Origin of the sequence: Kribbella aluminosa (assembly GCF_017876295.1) — a bacterium.
GTDB classification, from domain to species: domain Bacteria; phylum Actinomycetota; class Actinomycetes; order Propionibacteriales; family Kribbellaceae; genus Kribbella; species Kribbella aluminosa.
On record NZ_JAGINT010000001.1, the window covers coordinates 559,661 to 576,683 of the forward strand.

Consider the following 17,023-nt stretch of genomic DNA (forward strand, 5'->3'; position numbering starts at 1 on the left):
GCCAGACTGCGTTCCCAGCATTGCTCGAGCACGGAGGTCGCTGATGACCGAACACCGCCGATCGTTGGACGCACCAAGCGAGGAGGCGGGCGGACCCGGTCTGCTGGGGCGCCGGCGCGTCCTCGGGTACCTGATCGCCGCGCCGACGCTCGCGGTCGGCGTGAGCTGGCTGATCAACGATTCCGACCCGCGTCCGGCCGACGCCGCCGTACCGTCGCTGCCGCAGCCGGAGGACATCTTCGACCTCGGCGACCTGCAGAACCTGGCGGCCGCGCCGACGTCCGGCCTGATCACGGTCGAGCTCCGCACCGACGGTACGGCGCACTTCGCGGTCCCGCGGGCCGAGGTCGGGCAGGGCATCACGACCGCGTTCGCGATGATCGTCGCCGAGGAGCTGGACCTGCCGATCGAGAAGGTCGAGATCGGTCTCGCGGACGCTCGTCCCGAGCTGCTGATGAACCAGTTGACCGGCGGCTCGAACTCGATGCGCAGCATGTACGTCCCGGTCCGTACCGCGGCGGCGATCGCCCGGCAGCGGCTGGTCGAGGCCGCCGCGCTGCAGTGGGGCGTCGCAGCCGACAAGGTGACGGCGGCTGCCGGGGTGCTGAGCGGTCCGAGCGGTCTGACGGCGACGTACGGCTCGCTGGCCAAGGCGGCGGCTGTCCCCAAGACCCAGAAGGTGACCGCGCTGCTGAAGTCGAAGGCGGACTTCAAGGTGCTGGGCAAGCCGCACAACCGGGTCGATGCGCACGACATCGTCACCGGGCGCAAGCAGTTCGCGATGGACCTGCACGTACCGGGCGCGAAGCCGACGATGGTGGCCCGGCCGCCGACGATCAACGGCACGCTGCGCAGCGTCAACAACCTCACGGCGTTGCGGGCGCTGCCGGGGGTCACCGATGTCGTTGGTATCGCCCACGGTGTGGCGATCCGTGCGGACACCTTCGGGCAGTGCATCGACGCGATCCAGAAGGTGGACGCGACCTGGGGACCGGGCACCGTCGACGACGAGTCCGACGCGACCGTGCTGAAGAAGCTCCGGGCCGCGCAGCTGCCGATGGCCGTGCCGCCGCTGCTGGCGAAGACGATCGACGCCGAGTTCGTGTTCGCCTTCGCCAGCAACAGCCCGCTGGAGCCGGACTGCGCGATCGCCGACGTCCGCCCGGACAGCGCCGAGATCTGGTCCAGCCTGAAGGTGCCGATCGTGGCCCAGGAGGACATCGCCAAGCAGCTCGGGATGCCGATCGACGCGGTCAAGGTGCACGTCGTCCAGGGCGGCGGCTCGTTCGGCCGGCACCTGTTCCACGACGTCGCGGCCGAGGCGGCGGAGATCTCGCAGAAGATGGGCAAACCGGTCAAGCTGTCCTGGTCGCGGACCGACAACTTCCGGCAGGGCCGCACGCACCCGATGTGTACGTCGCGGGTCCGGGTGAACTACCTGGCCGGCAACGTGCTCAGCTACGAGCAGCGGCATACCAGCGTGCAGACGGACTTCGGCCACGGGCTCGGCGAGATGCTCACGGCCTTTGCCGCCGACCTCCCGATCGCCGGCAACCTGTCGTTCGCGGAGTCGATCTTCGAGCTCAGCCAGTCCTCGCCGTACAACTTCGGCGTCACGACGCAGTTGCTCAACGAGGTCCCGCTGAAGTTCAACACCGGCAGCATGCGGAACATCTACTCGCCGAACGTGGTCTGCGCCGAGGAGCTGGTCGTCGACCAGCTGGCCGCGAAGCTGGGCCAGGACCCGGTCCGGTTCCGCCGCAACTTCCTCAAGGACCAGCGGCTGCTCGCCGTACTGAACAAGGCAGCCGAGGTCGGCAACTGGGGCAAGGCGATGCCGAAGGGTACGGCGCAGGGCGTCGGCGTGCACTCGGAGTACCGGGCCGCGGTCGCGACGCTGGTCGAGATCGACTGCCGGCCGGAGACGGTGAACCGGCCGGTGTCCGGCGAGGGGGTGACCGGGCCGCGGGTGACCAAGGCGGTGATCGTCGTCGACCCCGGGTTCTGCATCAACCCGAAGGGCCTGGAGGCGCAGATGTTCGGCGGCCTGCAGGACGCGATCGCGCTGGCGCTGACGTCCAGCCTGCACATCAAGGACGGCATCCCGCTCGAGGGCAGCTGGGACAACTACTTCTACACCCGGGAGTGGAACTCGCCGCTGGACGTGCAGGTGGTGATCATGCCGAACACCAGCGACAGCCCGAGCGGTGCCGGCGAGCTGTCGGTTGCTCCTGCCTTCGCCGCGATCGCCTGTGCCTATGCGCGGGCGACCGGCACGCTGCCGACGTACTTCCCGATCAACCACGGCAAGCTCGGGTTCGAGCCGCTGCCGCTGCAGCCGTCCACTCCGCAGTCGCCGACCGACGGCCTCGACCACACGTTCTGAGGGATCATGCCTACGCATACTTTCAAGCTCAACGGCAAGCAGATCAGCGTCGAGGCCGAGGACAACGTCCGGCTGCTGTGGGTGCTGCGCGACCTGCTCGGCGTCACCGGACCGAAGTACGGCTGTGCGCTGGAGGTGTGCAAGGCGTGTACGTCGCACATCAACGGCAAGGCGTTCAATCCGTGCTCGGTGCAGGTGAAGGACATCGAGCCGACCGACGAGGTGACCACGATCGAGGGGCTGCCGGCGACGGTCGGCAAGGACCTGCACCCGATGCAGGAGGCCTGGCTGGAGTACGACGTGGCGCAGTGTGGGTACTGCCAGCCCGGGCAGATCATGGCGGCGGTCGCGAAGGTCAGGCAGGCGGAGGCGGCCGGCCGGACGGTGACCGACGCGGACCTCGACGAGCTGCGCAACATCTGCCGCTGTGGGACGTACACGCGGATCCGCGAAGCGGTGAAGGCCGGCGCGGAGCACATGGGTGCGTGACGTCCTCGCGGCCGTTCGCGGTTGGTACGCCGATGGTGAGCGGTTCGCTCTGGCGACGGTGATCGACACCTTCCGGTCGGCGCCTCGGCAACCCGGGGCGACGATGGCGGTGTCCGCGGACGGGGTGGTCGTGGGCAGTGTGTCCGGCGGGTGCGTCGAGGGCGACGTCTACGCGGTGGCGCAGGAGGTCATCCGGACGGGCGTTCCGGTGGTACGCCGGTACGGGATCTCCGACGACGACGTGTTTGCCATCGGGCTGACGTGCGGCGGCGTACTCGACGTACTGGTGGAGCCGGTGGATCGCGCGACGTTCGCCGAGTTCGGCGCTGTCGCTGAGGCGATCGAGGCGGGCCGGCCGGTGGCGGTCGCGACCGTGGTCACGGCCGGCGAGCACCTCGGCCGCCGCCTCGTCATCCGGCCTTCACCCAGCGACCCATCACCCAGCGCCGCTTCACCCAGCGCCGCTTCACCCAGCGCCGCTTCACCCAGCGCCGCTTCACCCAGCGCCGCTTCGCTCGGCGGGGCTGGGTTTGGCGGGGCTGGAGTTGTCGGCAGTCTGGGGGATCCGGGGTTGGACGGTGCGGTGGTGGAGGATGCGCGGGGGATGCTCGGCGGTGGTTCAGCCGCGATGCGTGAGTACGGCGTGCACGGGGAATGCGGGCGGGCCGAGGTCGCGGTGTTCGTGCAGGCGGTGACGCCGCCGCCGCGGATGTTCGTGTTCGGGGCGATCGACTTCGCGGCGGCCGTCGCGCGGGTCGGGAAGTTCCTCGGGTACCACGTGACCGTGTGCGACGCCCGCGGCGTGTTCGCGACCCGGGCGCGGTTCCCGGAGGCGGACGAGGTGGTCGTCGACTGGCCGCACCGGTTCCTCGCGGGGGTGCTGGACTCGGTCGACAGCCGTACGGCGTTGTGCGTGCTGACGCATGACCCGAAGTTCGACGTACCGCTGCTGGAGCTGGCGTTGCGGACGGACGCGGGGTACATCGGGGCGATGGGATCGCGCCGTACCCACGAGGACCGGTTGGTCCGGTTGCGGGCCGCGGGCGTGACCGAGGCCGAGCTGGCGCGGATGTCGTCGCCGACCGGGCTGGATCTCGGTGCCCGGACGCCCGAGGAGACCGCGATCTCGATCGCCGCGGAGATCATCGCGAGCCGCAGCGCCGCGAGCGCCCGTCCGCTGTCGACGACGACCGGCCGGATCCACGCCAGCATCCTGTGCGGCTAGAAGGTGTTGTGGCGGCGGGCTGCGTGCGGGCGGCCGTCAGGGTCGTAGACGTGGTGGGAGAGCCAGCCGGCCCAGAGGGACTGGAAGCGGTTGAGGGGCTGCGGGCGGTGCGGGCGGATGCGTCCGGCAGGCCGTGGCCCTCGGCAACCATCGGCGTACCACTGGTCGAGCGCCGCGGCCGTCGTTCGCCACTGGTCGAAGCCGGTCGCCGGGTCCAGGTCGAGCTCGGCCGTACCGAGGTGTTCGGACCAGAGTTGTGACCGAAGTGACCGGGCGAGCTCGGCGGAGTCGATCGCGCAGGTGAGTTCGCTGTCGCTGGTCCACGACCTACGGTTGAGGTTGCCCGATCCGCAGGCCGTCCAGCGGTCGTCGACGATGCAGACCTTCGCGTGCAGGTAGATCGGTACGCCGTCGTCGTTCTCGAGGTCGTAGACGGCAACCCGGTCGGATTCCAGCCGCCGCAAGGCCTCCAGTTGCGCATACCGGGCCGGTGGCCCGCTCAGCCGGCCGTCCTGGTCGGGGTATCGCGGCACCACCGCGATGATCCGCACCGACGGCGAGCGTTCCAGCGCTTCCCGGAGACCTTCGGCCACCGGATCCGACCAGAGGTACTGGTCCTCCACATAGATCAAGGACGTCGCCCGGCCGAACGCCTTCAGGTAGGCCCGAGCCACGCTGTGCTCACCACGCGGCGCGAACGGGAACCCGGGATGCTTGTGGGCGTAGGTCCGTAGCACCTGAACGGCGTGCGGCCCGGCCGGTGGCGGATCGGGAAAGGCCTTCGGCAGGTCTCCGGGGTGCCGCGGCATCCGGGCGAGTCGCTGCACGATCATCCGGTACGGCGTGCGGCGGTCCAGCGGATGCGGGTCGTCCCACCGCTCGACGAAGCAGCGCAACAGGTCGCCGACCACGGGCCCGCGGACCTCGAGCGTCGCGTCGTGCCACGGCGGCCGGGATCCGTACCGCGGGTCCATCGGCGCGGTCTGCGGATCGCCGCGGTGCTGTTCGTCGTCGCGTCGCCCGTGGCACAGGTCGATGCCGCCGACGAAGGCGACGTCGCCTTCCGGTGCGCCACGGTGCCGGACAACGAACAGTTTCTGGTGGTGCGAGGCCAGTCGGCGTACCCGCTGGTCCAGCAGGACCTGACCGCCGGCCTCGTTCAGTTCGGTGCCGAAGTGCTGGTTCTCCTGCGAGTTGAAGCTGAGGTGGTCGGAGTGCGAGCGCCACAGCAGCCCGCGGACCTGGACGCCCGATCGCGCGAGGTCGCAGAGGAGGTCGCCGATCGACGGGCCCTCGTCGTACAGGACCTCGTCCGGATCACCGCGCCAGTCGGTGAAGTACACGTGGTCACCCGGCCGCAGGGCGCTCAGTTCGTCGTACAACCGCTGGAAGTACGTCGCACCGTGCACGAGCGGCCGAACCAGGTTGCCCTCGGTCCAGGCGCCGTCGGAGTCGAGGCCGGTCGCCGGGTTACCGCGCTCGGGCCGCCGTCAGGAACCACTCGTGCGTCACCGACTCCCAGTGCCCCGAACGACCCCACCTCATGACTCGCGCGGTGGATCTCGACGTACCCGCCGTCCGGGCGCCGGACGATCCGGCCGGTCTCGATGCCGTGTTGCGCGATGTCGGCGTCGCTCTGCTGCAGTCCGAGGCAGATGCGGCGGGTGAGGAACAGCGCCGCGGGCGGGCCGACGACCAGCAGCACCTGGAACGCATGCAGGAGCGTGTTCATCGAGAGGTGGAACTGGACGGCGATCGTGTCCGCGCCCGCGGCTGCCCAGAGCACGCTGTAGAACGTCATCCCGGCGACGCCGATGCCGGTCCGGATCGGGTTGTCGCGCGGCCGCTCGAGCAGGTGATGGTCCTTCTTGTCACCGGTCAGCCGCTCCTCGATGAACGGCCAGCCGGCGACGAGCGCGAGGAACAGCGTGCAGACCGCGACCGGCAGCAGCACTGCCAGGCTGATCGTCTTCCCCCACCAGACGACCTCCCAGCCCGGCGCGAGTCGCAGCGAGCCGTCCAGGAACGCGAGGTACCAGGCCGGACCTACTCCGGCCGAGACCGCTGCGGGGTCGGCCGGGCCGTACAGCCAGACCGGGTTGATCGTCGCGGTCGCGCCCATCACGATCGCGACACTGGCCACGAACGCGAAGAGGCCCACGCCCTTCACCGCCGCGACCTTCGCCGTCTTCGTCTGTCCGTTGGCGAACCGCGCAGTCTCGTGCTTCAGCGCGAGGACCGCGCCGGCGGCGAAGAGCAGCAGCAGTACGACGGGCAGCACGATGACGTGCAGCGGGTAGAACCGCGAGATCACATCACCGGGGAACTCGCCGCCGAACAGCACGTACGACAAGGCGGATCCGACGAACGGCGTCGCCTGCAGCACACCATCCAGTACTGCGAGACTCGTACCGGACGCGACGTCGTCCGGAAGCGACGTACCGGTGAGAGACGCGCCTAGCGTGATGACCAGCAGGCCGAAGACGACGAGCCAGTTCAACCGCCGCGGGCGCCGGAAGCCGGAGCTGAAGAACAGGCGCAACAGGTGCAGCGTGATCGCCGCGACCATGAGCAGCGTGGACCAGTGGTGGACCTGCCGCACCAGCAGGCCACCGCGGACGTCGAACGTCAGCCGCAGCGTCGAGTCCAGCGCTCGCGACATCGGCAGGCCGCGCAGCGGGGCGTACGTTCCGTCGTACACGACCTGGCTCACGGACGGCTCGTAGTACACCGTCAGCACGACGCCGCTGACGACGAGCATGACGAAGCTGTAGAAGGCGATCTGGCCGAACAGCAACGACCAGTGGTCCGGAAACACCCGCGCTCGAAGATTGCCCCAAGGACGTTGCATACCCGTACGACACCGCAGCCCCGACGTTTGTGACGCGTCGTGGTGCAGCTCACCCTGGACGCCCATGCACGCATAAGTGCCAGTCTCGGCCTGCGGAAGGCCGGATCTCGTGGGTTATGTATGCCTGCAGAACCACCGCACTTCAGACTGCGGAGGCGGTGACCGCGGCTCGTTCGAGGGCGAGGGTGCGGCGGCGGGTGTGCATGCCGTCGAAGGTGAAGAGGACGAGGGCCACCCAGACCAGGCCGAAGCCGGCCCAGCGCATCGTGGTCATCTGTTCGTGGAAGATCACCAGGCCGCAGATGAACTGCATGATCGGTGCGATGTAGTTCAGCAGGCCGAGTGTGGTCATCGAGACCCTGGTCGCCGCGGCGCCGAAGAGGAGTAGCGGTACGGCGGTGATCGGGCCGGTCAGGAGGACCAGCACGAGGTACGCCGTGCCGTGGTGGGTGACCGTGGTGTGGCCCTGGAGCCCAAGGACAAGTATCGCTATCGCCGCGAGTGGTGCGACGGTGCCCGACTCGATCGCCATACCCTCGATCGCGCCGGCGCCGGCCTGCTTCTTCGCGAGGCCGTAGCACCCGAAGGAGAAGGTCAGGATGATCGCCACCCACGGGGGGCGGCCGTTCTCGATGGCCAACCCGATGACCGCGACGAACGCGATCCCGAGCGCGGTCCACTGCACCGGGCGGAGGCGTTCCTTCAGCACGAACACGCCGAGCAGGACGGTGAACAGCGGGGTGATGAAGTACCCGAGCGAGGTCTCCACGACGTGGCCGTTGCCGACGCCCCAGATGTACGTGCCCCAGTTCACCGAGATCAGGAACGCCGCCGCGATCAACGGCCAGCGCCGGCGCGGCTCCGCGAGGAGCGCCTTCACCTGCGCGAACTTCCGCAGTACCGAGACGAGGATCACGATCGTGACCAGCGACCAGAGGATGCGGTGGGCCAGCAGTTCGATCGCGCCGGAGTGGTCGAGGAGCTTCCAGTACAGCGGGAACAGGCCCCAGATCAGGTACGCGGTGAATCCGTAGGTGAAGCCTTTTCGCTGTTCGGGCACGGCGTTCAGCGTAAGCCCGCGCGACAGTCGCATCCAACTACTTTGCTCATGACGTGAGACACGCTGGCCCGATGCGGTTGGATAGAGGGGTGCAGACGAGGAGGCGCGCGTGGGTGTGAGGACCGGTCTGGTCTCGGTGACGTTCCGCCAGTTGGCCGTCGACCAGGTGGTCGAGGTCGCGGCGGAGTCCGGGCTCGAGGCGATCGAATGGGGCGGTGACGTCCATGTCCCGCTCGGCAATCTGGTGAACGCCAAGCGGGTCCGGAACCTCACCGAGGTGCACGGGCTGCAGGTGGCGGCGTACGGCTCGTACCTGCGGGCGGGCAACGTGGACCGGGAGGAGATGCGGTCCGCGGTGGCCACCGCGGAGGCGCTCGGCGCGCCCCTGATCCGGGTCTGGGCCGGCAACGTCGGTACGGCGAACGCGGGCGTCGGCGACCGGATGGCGGTCACCCGCGGACTCGGCGAGCTCGCCGACATGGCCGCCGGCGCGGGCATCGAGATCGCGATGGAGTTCCACCGGAACACGCTCACCGACGAGGTGGACTCGACGATCACGCTGCTGCTCGACGTCGGCGCGCAGAACCTCAAGACGTACTGGCAGCCCCCGGTCGACCTGGACGACGCGGAGTGCCTGCAGCAGCTCGAGTCGCTGATGCCCTGGCTGAGCACGGTGCACGTGTTCTCCTGGTGGCCGTCCAACAACCGGCTGCCACTCGCGGCCCGCGAGTCCCTGTGGCGCCCGGTGCTGGACCGCCTCGCCGCGGAGCCCCGCGAGATCAACGCCCTGCTCGAGTTCGTCGCCGACGACTCGACCGAGCAGTTCACCCGGGACGCCGCGGACCTGCACAGCTGGGTCTAACGAATCGGCTCGTAGAGGCCGATGAACAGCTTGCCGCCGGTCGGTTTGCCGGCGTTGACGTAGAAGTCGACGGTCTTCGGCCCGGTCTGGGCGGACTCGGTGGTCCAGTGCATCCCGCCGGACCGCGGGCCGTCCTGGTGCGCGGTTAGGCCGTCCCAGCGGGTCCAGACCGTCGGACCGGTGTTCACGCTGCCGAACGTCCACAGGAACGGCGTACCGACCGGGGTGGTCAGCTGGACCTTCCCGGCGGTCGCGGGAGCCACCACCGAGCGGACGAACCGGTAACGGGTACCGTCGGACTCCATCTCCCGGTTGAAGTCGACGCCGTACTGCGTGATCTGCGGGCCGGCGTCGTACACCGCGACCCCGATCCGCGCCCTCGGCGACATCGGAACCTCGCGGCCGTCCTTGTCGACCAGGCGCGCGGTCACCGCGACCGGGGAGCCGGGTGGTGCGGTCAGTTGCATCGGCTCGCTGAGGTTCTGCTGCAGGTCGTCGCCGTACCCGGTGTAGCAGTTCACGACGGTCCCGTCGCTGAACCGCACCTGCACCCGGTACTCCGGCCGGAGGGCCTGCCACCCCATCACATAGTCGTCCTGAGTTCCGATCACCTGGACAACCACCGACCGGCTCTTCGGGACGAAGCTGGTCGCTACCTGGCGCTGACCGCGGTCGCCGATCACTGCGCCCAGCCGGGTCTGCCGGCCAACCTGCTGCCGGAACCGCAGACCGTTGCTCCCGTAGTCGTCCGGCCGCGCCGGCCCGGACGGCTTGCTGCCCGACGCGTCCTTGTAGATCCCGACGCCCAGCTGTTGCTTCACGTCCTTCAGCGGCCGCCCGCCCAGGTCGACAAGATCCAGCGTGACCTTGGCCGGTTTGCCGATCGGTGCATCGGCCCAGAGGCCGGTGTCGGCGCGCAGGCTGTCGCTGATCGGGATGCCGTTGTCCGTGCAGTCGTTGTGGTGCACGTCGAAGCCGTTGACCCGGACCCAGACCGTCGCCTCGGCGTCCTGCTTGCAGTAGGCAACAAACTTGACGTCCTTCGCCGACGGCGTCCAGGTGAACTCGACATGGCTCTCGCCGGCCTTGCCGGTCCAGCCCTTCACCAGTGGTTGCCCGTCCTTCTCGCCAGGCAGCGTGAAGCCGTTCTGCGTGTACGGCGGTGTCCGGGCCGGGTCCGGAGCCGAGTTGCTGAGCACACCGGGGACGACGGTCACCGCGAGCGCGATCGCGGCGGCGGCCGCGCCGGCGGTGGTGACGATCCGGCGCTGCTTGGTACGGCGGATCTTCTGCTGTACGCCGGGCAGCAGGTCGGACTGCTGCCGGTCGGAGTCGGCGGCGCGGGCGTGGAGCTCGTCGCGGAGGTCTTGGAGGTTCATCGCGGGGTCTCCTGGTCTGCCGGCGTACTCAGGGCCGGATCGAGGCGGAGTTTCGCCAGCGCCTTGGCGGTCTGGCTCTTGACGGTGCCGACGCTGCTGCCCATCAGGCGCGCGGTCTCGGCCTCGGTGAGGTCTTCGTAGAAGCGCAGCACGACGACCGCGCGTTGCCGGCGGGGGAGGCGGCCGATCGCGTCCCACAGGTCCAGGCCGTCCTCGGCGCGCGGGGCGGGGGCCTCGGGAAGGTCCGCGGTCGGGATCTCGCCGTTCCACCGGCGCCGCCACCAGGAGGAGTACGTCGTGACCAGGATCCGCCGGACGTACGGCTCCGGGTTGTCCGCGCGGATCCTTGCCCAGTGGAACCACGCCTTCGCGAGCGCCGTCTGGACGAGGTCCTCGGCGAGCGCGTGGTCGCGGGTCAGCAGGTACGCCGTCCGCACCAGAGCCTGCGACCGCGCCGCGACGAACGCATCGAACCCTGTCGCCCGCTCGTCGGCGGCCACCGCGGTCACCCCCGTCGTCACCACCACACCGTCATCAATCGTCACATCCTGCAGGACCAACCAACCCCACCAGATGGTTGCCCCACCCCCACAAACCACCCTCAGACCGCCTCCCCCCGCGTTGGGGTGGTCACGCGGTGCGGGGGGGCCGGGTGGGGTCAGGTGGTGCGGGCGGTGTTGGGGGCGGGTGGGAAGCGGGGTGTGGGGGTGGTCGGGCGGGCCGGCGGGGTGGGGCGGTTGGGGGCTGGGAGGTGGAGGGCTCGTTTCAGTTGGGACATGTCGCCATGGATGATCGTGTGCGCCACCCCGGCGGCCGCCTGCCCGGGCTCGTAGCCCGCGCCGAAGCCGACGTTCTGCAGCATCGGTACGTCGTTGCTGCCATCCCCGACCGCGATCGTCCGCTCCCGCGGAATCCCGAGCTCGGCACGGGTCTTCTCGATGAACTCGACCTTCCCGTCGGCGTCCACCAGGTTGCTCACCTCCCCGGTCAGCACCCCGTCCTCGATCCCGAGCCGCCCGGCGGCGTACTGCTCGACCCCGAGCCGCTCGGCCAACGGACCCACGATCGCGTCGAACCCACCGCTGGCGATCGCGACCTCGTGCCCGGCCGCCTTCAGATCGCGGATCAGCTCCTCGACACCCTCGTTCAGCACGATCGTGTCGGCGACGTCCCGCACCAGTGCCGCATCCACCCCACGCAACTCGGCGACCTTCGCCCGGATCGACGTCTCGTAGTCCGGGTGCCGGCACGCATCGACCTCGGCCAACCGCCCCGCCCGCTCGGCGAGCGTGTGCAGAGTGTCGTACTTACTGATCGTCTGATCGACATCGAAGACGATCAGGTGCTTCTGCATCGGCACCATCGGCTGGTGCGCCTGCTCCGGCGTACGAACCGGAGCAAGCGCGTGATCCATCGTGGACGCGACCTCGCTGCGCACGTTCTGCTGCCACTGCCCGCGGACCGGATCCCACGTCCCGTTCGACGGATCCGCGGCCCCGTCCAGGAACGTGCCGATGGTCTCGACCATCGTCGCGAACTCCGGGTACTCCCGCAGCTGCGGAATCCGCCCGCGAAGCTGCCGGAAACCGTGTTCCCACAGGATCTCGGTCTCGTGCGCCGGTGCCGGCGCCTGCCCGTAGAAGCGGTACGGCCGCGGCGGCCCGCTGAGCCCTGCCTCCTGCCAGTGCCAGTTCTCCGCCAGCGCCTTGCGGAGCGCGTCGCCCTCCAGCGGGCAGGTCCGCGCGATGTAGTACAGGTCCGCGATGTCCTTGAACCGTGGCGCCGCGATCCCGTCGCCGACCCCCGGCTGCAGCGCGAGCGCGGCCATCTTGTCCGCGGCCAGGTCCGCCACCGGCCGCATCAGCGGCGTGATCGGCTGCACACCGTCGAGCTGGGCGCCGACGATCGACCGCCGGGCGCGTTCGGACTCGCTCGTCCGCTGGATCATCGTCGGCATCTTGACGTCGACCTCGATCGAGAACAGGTCTCCGTCGGCCCGGACGCCGAGCGGTCCGCGGCTGTCGTCGACCGGCTGTACGTCGATCGTGAAGACGGCATGCCCGTTGCCGGCGATCTCGATGCTCCGGGTCGTGTAGCGGACCAGCCCGCCGAGACCGGCGGCGCCGTCGACCGGGTTCTGCCGCATCGGGGCGACCGCGAGGATGTCCGCGCGGATCCGGTCCAGGTACTGCCGGTCGGTCAGGTCGTCGAGCGCGCCGTTGTAGATGTCGAGGTCGTTGGCGGTCCGCGCCATCTCGTACACCGGGTCGAGGCCGGTCTCCGACGTACCGGACCAGGCCTCGGCGTACCCGGGGAGGGCGTCCGAGCCGGTCTTCTCGTATGCGTCGGTGCCGTGGTTCAGCTGGCTCAGGAAGTCGGCGCCGGCGAGCTGGCGCTTCCCGCGGTCGGCGGTGAACCGCGGGGTGCTGATCTGGTGCAGCCGGGCCATCAACCGAGCCCAGCTGGGGTACGAGCCGCGGAACCGCTTCAGGTCCAGGTGGCCGGCGTACATGTCAGCCTCTTGCTGCCGCGGCGAGCGCCGACTCGAGCCAGGCCGGGCCGTCGTACGCCGGTTCGCGGTCGGCGAACTGTTCGGTCAGCTCCGCGCCGAGCTCATCGGCCGTCGTCCAGCCCTGGCTGATGAACGAGCGGGCCAGCCGTCCGAGGTCGGACAGGTCGAAGCCCTGCCCGTCGGCGAGGTCCGCAAGCGTCCGGGCCGGGCCGGTGACGGGGAGACCCTCGACGACGTTGCACTGCTCCTCCGGCACCGACCGCGGATACACCGTCACGTTTTCCGAAAACGTGTTCCTGGCCCGGCCGGAGAACTCGATGCCGGAGCCGCTCGCGGTGCCGGCCCCGTACAGCTGGGCCGCCGTCTGGTGCGAGACGACGAGCGTGGTCAGCGACCGCTCCCAGGCCGGCGCGGCCTCGGCGAGCAGCCAGGTCGCGTACAGCGTCTGGTGCGGGTGCGTCGCGCCGGCGCGGACCCGGAGTACGCCGTCGATGACGGGCTCCACGATCTCGGCGTCCCGCAGCTGGGCGAGGACCTGGTCGGCCACCTCGCCGCGCAGCTGGGCGATCGCGAACAGACCGTGCTGGCCGTCGGCCAGGGCGCAGATCCGCGTGAACGCATCCAGCAGGTTCGGGCGCGTGAAGCCCTTCATCGTCAACCCCGCAGCCGGTCGTCGGTGGACAGTGCCAACATCATCCCGGCCCCGGGGCTCACGAAGGTGAACAGCCGGTGACGGAAAGTTTCCGGCCCTAGATCAGCTGGCTCACCGTGTAGATGACGAGGCCGACCAGGGCTCCGACGACGGTGCCGTTGATGCGGATGAACTGGAGGTCTCGGCCGACGTGGAGTTCGATGCGGGCGGCGGCTTCGCGGCCGTCCCAGCGTTCGATGGTGTCGGAGATGACCGAGACGATCTCGGTGCCGTAGGTGCGGACGACGTACCCGACGGCCTCGGCGGCGCGGGTGTCGACCTGGGCGCGGAGGGTTTCGTCGTGCTGCAGGCGGTGGCCGAGGTCGTGCAGGACCTTGATGCCGCGGATCCGGAGCGTGCTGTCCGGGTCGTTGATCGAGTCGATCAGCGCGGTCCGCATCGCGTCCCAGACCGCGGTCAGGCTGCTGCCCATGTCCGGATGCGTGAGCATCCGCGCCTTCCACGCCTCGAAGCGCTCCATCGTCTCCGGGTCGTGCTGCAGGTCCTCCGCGAACTGCCCGAGCAGCCGGTCGATGGCCCGGCGGGCGGGGTGCGTCTGGGTGTCCCGTACGTCGGCCAGCCAGGCCAGCGCCTCGCGGTGGATCCGGTCGACCACCAGCCGGTCCACCCACTGCGGTGACCACCGCGGCGCGCGCGGCCCGACCACGTCCGCGAGCAGGTCGCGGTTGTCGGCCAGCCAGTCGTACGCCTCCACCATCAGCAGGTCGAACAGCGCGTGATGCGCACCGTCCTGCACCACCGACTGCACGAAGTGCCCGGCGATCGGGCTCAGCGGCTCCTTCACGAACCGCGGCAGCAACGACCCGCGGACGAACGCGGTCACGTCGTCGTCACCGAGCTTCGGCAGCGCCGCGCCGATCGTCCGCGCGCCCTCCGCGACGATCCGCTCGGCATGGTTGCCGTCGGCAAGCCACTCGCCGACCCGGCGGCTGATCTCGGCCGTCCGCATCTTTTCCGAAACGACTGCCTCGGAAAGGAAATTTTCCGTCACGAACTGCTCGAGACTTTCCGCCAGGCTGTCCTTGCGGGTCGGCACGATCGCCGTGTGCGGGATCGGCAGCCCGAGCGGATGCCGGAACAGCGCGGTGACCGCGAACCAGTCCGCCAGCGCACCCACCATCGCCGCCTCGGACGCTGCGTTCAGGTACGCCCAGCCGCCGGTCCGGTGCAGTGTCGCCACGTAGACCGCCGCGGCCAGCACCAGCAAAGCCAGTGCCACCGAACGCATCCGCCGCAGCCCACGCCGCCGTACCAGATCGGCGGCGCCCAACGTCAAGGTCGCCATACCCCGATCTAACCAAGTCCGCGGTCAGGAAACCCTCAGGCAAGTACCTGATTCGCCCCTCGGCGTTCCATCAGGCCCGAGACGACGGCCAGGACCAGGCCGGCCAGTGCGAGGCCGGCGCCGAGGCGGCTGGGCCATTCGTAGCCGTAGCCGGCGGTCAGTACGACGCCGCCGAGCCAGGCGCCGAGCGCGTTCGCGATGTTCAGCGTGGAGTGGTTCAGCGACGCGGCCAGCGACTGGCCCTCGTGGGCGACGTCCATCAGGCGGGTCTGCAGCGCCGGCACCAGGACGCTCGCCGAGCAGCCCATCGCGAACACGGCGACCAGCGCGCCGGGCCGGGTCTGCGCGAGCCAGCCGAACGTTCCGAGTACGACGACGACCGCGACCAGGCCGCCGTACACGCTGCCCATCAGCGACCGGTCCGCCAGCCGCCCGCCGAGTACGGTGCCGACCGTCATGCCGACGCCGTACACCCCGAGCACGATCGGCACCGCGGACTCCGAGAAGCCGGCCAGTTGCGTCATCGTCGGAGTGATGTAGGAGTACGTCGCGAACATCCCGCCGAAGCCGACCATCCCGACCAGCAGCGCCATCCACACCTGCGGCCGGGCCAGCGCGCTGAGCTCGCTGCGGACGTTCACGTCGCTCCCGACCGGCTGCGGCGGTATCCAGAACCAGACCGCGACCAGCGTCAGCAGCCCGAGTACGCCGACCGCGAGGAACGGCACCTGCCACCCGTACCGCTGGCCGAGCAGCGTGGTCACCGGTACGCCGACGATGTTCGCGACCGGGAGTCCTAGCATCGTCATCGACACCGCCCGCGCCCGCCGCTCGGGCGCGACCATCGACGCGCCGACCACGGCGCCGATCCCGAAGAACGCCCCGTGCGGCAGCCCGGACAGGAATCGCGCGGCCAGCAGGAACTCGTAGCTCGAGGCAACCGACGACAACACGTTGCCGACCACGAAAACCGCCATCAGCCCGAGCAGCAACCGTTTTCTGCCGGTCCGCGCGCCGAGTGCCGCGATCACCGGAGCGCCGACCACGACGCCCAGCGCGTACGCCGAGACGACATGGCCGGCGGTCGGGATCGAGATCCGTACTCCGTCCGCGATCTGCGGGAGCAGCCCCATCGTGACGAACTCGGTGGTCCCGATCGCGAAACCACCGGTCGTGAGCGCGAACAACGCCAGGTTGACGTGCCGCGCAGTACGGCTGTCAGGAGCGAACGAACTTGTCACACCTGATTGTCGCAGAGATCAGCAGGACCACCGCGAGCAGGGCGAACACCCCGTTGCCGATCAGGTCGACGGTCATCGAGGCGCCGAACGTCGGGCTCTCCGGGAACGCGTGCCACGCGTAGGTGAGCATCGCGCCCCCGGCGGCGGCCAGCGTGTGCATCCGGGTCCAGTTCGTCCGCCGCGACCAGGTGACGAACAGCAGCACCGCGAGTACGTCGATCAGCAGCGAGATCGCCGCGCACAGCCAGCCGTTCGTCACGTTGTCGTTGACCAGCATCCAGCCGCTGGAGCCGACCAGTCCCACGACGCCGACGATCCACACGGCCGGGACGGATCCGGTGGTACGCCGGGGTCCGCGGCGGCCGACCAGGACCGCGAGGGCGATCAGTACGGCGACCGCGACCGCGACGCCGACGTTCTGCCCGGCGGAGGCGCGGAACGGGTCCTTCGTGTAGCCGAACGCGGTGGTCGCGACCACGCCGACGACGAAGAGTACGGCGTACACGCTGAGGCCGACCTTCCCGAGCCACGGTTCGCGCGGGCGGCGGGACAGCGACTCCATCACGACGATCGGGACCGTGATGCTCCACAGGGTGTGCAGGCCGAGGACCATCACCGTCCACGGGGCGCCCATGCCGAGGAACGAGATGTGGCCGGGGTCGAGGAGCCGGAGGCCGGCGTAGTTCGGGTTGAACAGCGACTGGGTGGTGATGCCCTCCTCGATCACGCCGTACGCGAGCGCGAGGATCAGGATGCTCGGATAGCCCCAGCCGCGGCGGCGGGCCACCTCACGGATCAGGACCGCGCCGCCGCCGTACAGCGGGGCCAGGGCGAACAGGGCGAACAGGCCGCTGATCGGGATGTTCCCGAGCAGGAACTCGGCGACCATCGGGGACAGGAAGAACAGGCCGAGAGCCGGCAGGGCGCGCTTCACGCCGCTACGTCGGGGAGCGGTCACCACGTTCGTGTTCGTCATGGTCATCACTCTGGTCGCGGCGGCGCTGTGGTGCGGATGCGATCC

Annotated in this window: 14 protein-coding genes; 4 read left to right on the forward strand and 10 right to left on the reverse strand. The window is 69.8% G+C overall.

The window, feature by feature from the left end:
• Positions 1–43 precede the first annotated feature (43 nt).
• The 3 genes from JOF29_RS02765 to JOF29_RS02775 are packed head-to-tail and all read left to right on the forward strand — an operon-like array spanning position 44 to position 4,100.
• Positions 44–2,386: a molybdopterin cofactor-binding domain-containing protein gene (locus JOF29_RS02765; RefSeq protein ID WP_209692656.1), complete on the forward strand. Its 2,343-nt coding sequence runs from the start codon at positions 44–46 to the stop codon at positions 2,384–2,386.
• Between the two features lie 6 nt (positions 2,387–2,392).
• Positions 2,393–2,875, forward strand: a complete 483-nt coding sequence (locus JOF29_RS02770; protein ID WP_209692657.1) for a (2Fe-2S)-binding protein — start codon at positions 2,393–2,395, stop codon at positions 2,873–2,875.
• Positions 2,868–4,100, forward strand: a complete 1,233-nt coding sequence (locus JOF29_RS02775; protein WP_209692658.1) for an XdhC family protein — start codon at positions 2,868–2,870, stop codon at positions 4,098–4,100. The genes JOF29_RS02770 and JOF29_RS02775 overlap by 8 nt, the downstream gene beginning before the upstream one ends.
• Here the strand turns inward: JOF29_RS02775 and JOF29_RS45130 are convergent.
• The 3 genes from JOF29_RS45130 to rarD form a co-directional block, all read right to left on the reverse strand.
• Positions 4,097–5,509 carry a phospholipase D family protein gene (locus JOF29_RS45130; protein WP_307863118.1) on the reverse strand — a complete coding sequence of 471 codons (1,413 nt, stop codon included), beginning with the start codon at positions 5,507–5,509 and terminating at the stop codon, positions 4,097–4,099. The two genes, JOF29_RS02775 and JOF29_RS45130, sit on opposite strands and share 4 nt — an antisense overlap.
• The gene (qcrB, locus tag JOF29_RS02785) at positions 5,467–6,951 is read right to left on the reverse strand and encodes a cytochrome bc1 complex cytochrome b subunit (protein ID WP_245357419.1); all 1,485 of its coding nucleotides are present in this window, start codon (positions 6,949–6,951) and stop codon (positions 5,467–5,469) included. The genes JOF29_RS45130 and qcrB overlap by 43 nt, the downstream gene beginning before the upstream one ends.
• A 142-nt stretch (positions 6,952–7,093) precedes the next feature.
• Positions 7,094–8,011: an EamA family transporter RarD gene (rarD, locus tag JOF29_RS02790; RefSeq protein WP_209692659.1), complete on the reverse strand. Its 918-nt coding sequence runs from the start codon at positions 8,009–8,011 to the stop codon at positions 7,094–7,096.
• 109 nt (positions 8,012–8,120) lie between these two features.
• Here rarD and JOF29_RS02795 point away from each other — a divergent pair, with 109 nt between their 5' ends.
• The gene (locus tag JOF29_RS02795; RefSeq protein WP_209692660.1) at positions 8,121–8,873 is read left to right on the forward strand and encodes a sugar phosphate isomerase/epimerase family protein; all 753 of its coding nucleotides are present in this window, start codon (positions 8,121–8,123) and stop codon (positions 8,871–8,873) included.
• Here JOF29_RS02795 and JOF29_RS02800 read toward each other — a convergent pair.
• The 7 genes from JOF29_RS02800 to JOF29_RS02830 form a co-directional block, all read right to left on the reverse strand.
• A complete protein-coding gene (locus JOF29_RS02800) occupies positions 8,870–10,252 on the reverse strand; it encodes a hypothetical protein (protein WP_209692661.1) in 1,383 nt (460 codons plus the stop codon). The genes JOF29_RS02795 and JOF29_RS02800 overlap by 4 nt on opposite strands.
• Complete coding sequence (locus JOF29_RS02805; RefSeq protein WP_307863119.1) at positions 10,249–10,797, reverse strand: SigE family RNA polymerase sigma factor; 549 nt, start codon at positions 10,795–10,797, stop codon at positions 10,249–10,251. Before JOF29_RS02805 ends, JOF29_RS02800 begins: the two co-directional genes overlap by 4 nt.
• A gap of 113 nt (positions 10,798–10,910) precedes the next feature.
• Positions 10,911–12,764 (reverse strand): HAD family hydrolase, encoded by a 1,854-nt coding sequence (locus JOF29_RS02810; RefSeq protein ID WP_209692662.1) that lies wholly within the window; start codon positions 12,762–12,764, stop codon positions 10,911–10,913.
• A gap of 1 nt (position 12,765) precedes the next feature.
• Positions 12,766–13,416 (reverse strand): hypothetical protein, encoded by a 651-nt coding sequence (locus JOF29_RS02815; protein WP_209692663.1) that lies wholly within the window; start codon positions 13,414–13,416, stop codon positions 12,766–12,768.
• Positions 13,417–13,513: 97 nt separating this feature from the next.
• The gene (locus tag JOF29_RS02820) at positions 13,514–14,761 is read right to left on the reverse strand and encodes a DUF445 domain-containing protein (protein ID WP_209692664.1); all 1,248 of its coding nucleotides are present in this window, start codon (positions 14,759–14,761) and stop codon (positions 13,514–13,516) included.
• Between the two features lie 35 nt (positions 14,762–14,796).
• Positions 14,797–16,002: an MFS transporter gene (locus tag JOF29_RS02825; RefSeq protein ID WP_307863120.1), complete on the reverse strand. Its 1,206-nt coding sequence runs from the start codon at positions 16,000–16,002 to the stop codon at positions 14,797–14,799.
• Positions 15,980–16,978, reverse strand: coding sequence for a hypothetical protein (locus JOF29_RS02830; protein ID WP_209692665.1), 999 nt, complete (start codon positions 16,976–16,978; stop codon positions 15,980–15,982). The genes JOF29_RS02825 and JOF29_RS02830 overlap by 23 nt, the downstream gene beginning before the upstream one ends.
• Positions 16,979–17,023: the final 45 nt, after the last annotated feature.

Coding starts and splice junctions, on each gene's coding strand:
- JOF29_RS02765 (WP_209692656.1), top strand. CDS start 44: ATGACCGAACACCGCCGATCGTTGGACGCACCAAGCGAGGAGGCGGGC.
- JOF29_RS02770 (WP_209692657.1), top strand. CDS start 2,393: ATGCCTACGCATACTTTCAAGCTCAACGGCAAGCAGATCAGCGTCGAG.
- qcrB (WP_245357419.1), bottom strand. CDS start 6,951: ATGCAACGTCCTTGGGGCAATCTTCGAGCGCGGGTGTTTCCGGACCAC.
- JOF29_RS02800 (WP_209692661.1), bottom strand. CDS start 10,252: ATGAACCTCCAAGACCTCCGCGACGAGCTCCACGCCCGCGCCGCCGAC.
- JOF29_RS02810 (WP_209692662.1), bottom strand. CDS start 12,764: ATGTACGCCGGCCACCTGGACCTGAAGCGGTTCCGCGGCTCGTACCCC.
- JOF29_RS02815 (WP_209692663.1), bottom strand. CDS start 13,416: ATGAAGGGCTTCACGCGCCCGAACCTGCTGGATGCGTTCACGCGGATC.
- JOF29_RS02820 (WP_209692664.1), bottom strand. CDS start 14,761: ATGGCGACCTTGACGTTGGGCGCCGCCGATCTGGTACGGCGGCGTGGG.
- JOF29_RS02830 (WP_209692665.1), bottom strand. CDS start 16,978: ATGACGAACACGAACGTGGTGACCGCTCCCCGACGTAGCGGCGTGAAG.